Origin of the sequence: Mesorhizobium sp. M7A.F.Ca.MR.362.00.0.0 (assembly GCF_004023175.1) — a bacterium.
Taxonomy (GTDB): Bacteria; Pseudomonadota; Alphaproteobacteria; order Rhizobiales; family Rhizobiaceae; genus Mesorhizobium.
Map to the genome: position 1 here is coordinate 513 of NZ_RZTF01000609.1, position 1,959 is coordinate 2,471.

General features: G+C 59.0%; 2 protein-coding genes and 1 pseudogene. All 3 read right to left on the reverse strand.

Translation table 11 applies throughout. The features are described 5' to 3' along the window. A pseudogene (locus EOC06_RS41085) lies at positions 1-192 on the reverse strand (hypothetical protein); the annotation flags it as partial. Beyond that, on the reverse strand, positions 189-899 hold the full coding sequence (locus tag EOC06_RS35900) for a virB8 family protein (RefSeq protein WP_128310024.1): 711 nt from the start codon (positions 897-899) through the stop codon (positions 189-191). The gene EOC06_RS35900 and the pseudogene EOC06_RS41085, both read right to left, overlap by 4 nt. 80 nt (positions 900-979) lie before the next feature. After that, complete coding sequence (locus tag EOC06_RS35905) at positions 980-1,876, reverse strand: type IV secretion system protein (protein WP_128310023.1); 897 nt, start codon at positions 1,874-1,876, stop codon at positions 980-982. Positions 1,877-1,959: the final 83 nt, after the last annotated feature.

Genomic DNA, 1,959 nt, shown 5'->3' on the forward strand with positions numbered 1-1,959 from the left:
GGCCGAAACGGTTTCGATCACCTCGGACGGGCTGAGCTCGATCATCGTGGAGACGCCGAGCGCAGCATTGACCGTCGTCACATTGTCGTTGTCGAAAGGCACGTAGCGGATACGATAGTCGCGCGCGGCAGCGTAGCTGGTCGAGCCAAGCAAAATCAGCAGGGAGAGAGCTGCGCCAATGTGGGTCTTCATTGCGCGCTCCCAGCCGTTGGTGCGGACTCCTGATCGCGACGGTATTCGATCACCTGGAAGCCAAGCGGATTGTCGAAGCGCCATTCGTTTTTGATCGGCGTCGTCGTGTAGCGGAACTTGACCACGGCCACCCAATTGTCGGTCATGGAAGAGTTCTCGCGACGCGTCGTGGTCGAAAACCGCACCGACGCCGTCGTGTTGTTGAGCAGCGACACCGACTTGACGTCGACGGAAATGGTGACGTTGCGCCCGTAGACCTTGTCGAGGGATTGCGCGTTGGACGGCGTGTAAGCCCAAGTCAAATCCCTGGCCGCCGTTCCCGTCGAATAAAGCTGCGCAAGATCGTAGTTCTGCTTGATCTCGCGCGCGTCATAGATTTCGCGGGCGCGGATATAGCGGACGAGATTGGCGGCCGTGACCGCCTCATTCTGCGACAGATCGCCGGGTTTGAGCGCGCGCGCAACTTCGAGATATCCGGTCGTCTTGTCGACCTCGATCACATAGGGCTCGAATTGCTTGAGCGGAAGGATAAGCACGAGCGTCAGCAATGACAGGCCTGCAACGACACTGGCAGCGCCGCTGACGAGCCAGGCCAGCGTGCGCGAGCGTCTCAGAGACCGGTGCGTATCGTCCTCCCATGTCGCGCCGGCCCGATAGTAGTGCTGGTCAACGAGTTGGCCGGTCTCGGCGGGGATGCTTGCCTGCATTTTTGTCACTTTACTCTAGCCTCACGTCAAAGCTCCCACTGCGGCCTCAAGCAGCACTTCTCAGGCGGATGCCTGCGCTTCTAGGCCAGTGGCCTCGCGTTATCGCGCGCCGCTTGCTGAATCGATGATCGAGCCGCCTCGCTGCTGCGGGATGACCTCAGCCGCTGCCACCGGTTTGCGACAAACCGCGCGCCGGAATAGCGGGCAACATTGCCCGGCACATTGCCATAGGAGCGGTATGCGCCAACTGTGCTTAGATAGCCGCCGCCGTTCAGGATCGAGGCGATCGCCGGGATCTGCATGAGCACATAGATGCCGATGATCGTGACCAGGACGAGCGGCAGGACCATCGACATCTTGTTGTCGACGCTGGCGCCTCCCGACGTGGCAGTGTTCAAGGCAAGATTGACCAGCGAAAAATAGAAGCCCAGGAAGCTGTAGATGAGGATTTGCTGGATGATCAGATAGGTGGTCAGCGAAATGAAGCCCTCGCTCATCCGCGTTGACCACCGGTAGAGCCAAAGTACAATCCAGACGGGCGCCAGCGCCAAAGTGATGAACAGCATGATCTTGGCTGCGATGATTGCCGCGATCGCAAGCGCCGAAAAGATGATGGCGGCCAGAAGCACGATGGTGGAAAGCAGCGCGCCGAATATATCGTAAAATGTGCCGCTGTAGACCTGATTGGCAACATCCTGGGCACCGCGGTAGAGATTGTCGATCAGGGCCGGGATCGCATCTTGATCCGAGAGCTGGTTGCCGGTCGCGCGCGACACTGCCCCGACGATGATCTTGCCGATTTCGCTCGGCACGGCTTGCACCAGCTTGTAGATCGTCTCGGAGAACGTGCCCCATCCATTCAGCAGCAGATAGATGACGACCGCCCGACCGAGGCGGTATGCCGACTCGATCGGAGAGATCGTCTCGCGACCGCTGAGGATCGAATAGCCCCACCAGATGATATAAATGATGAGCATGAGCGCGTAGACATTGCCCAGTGCATAGGGATCTGTTGCAACCTTTTGATTACCAGCGCTGTGGCAAGGAGCCTTCGATCATT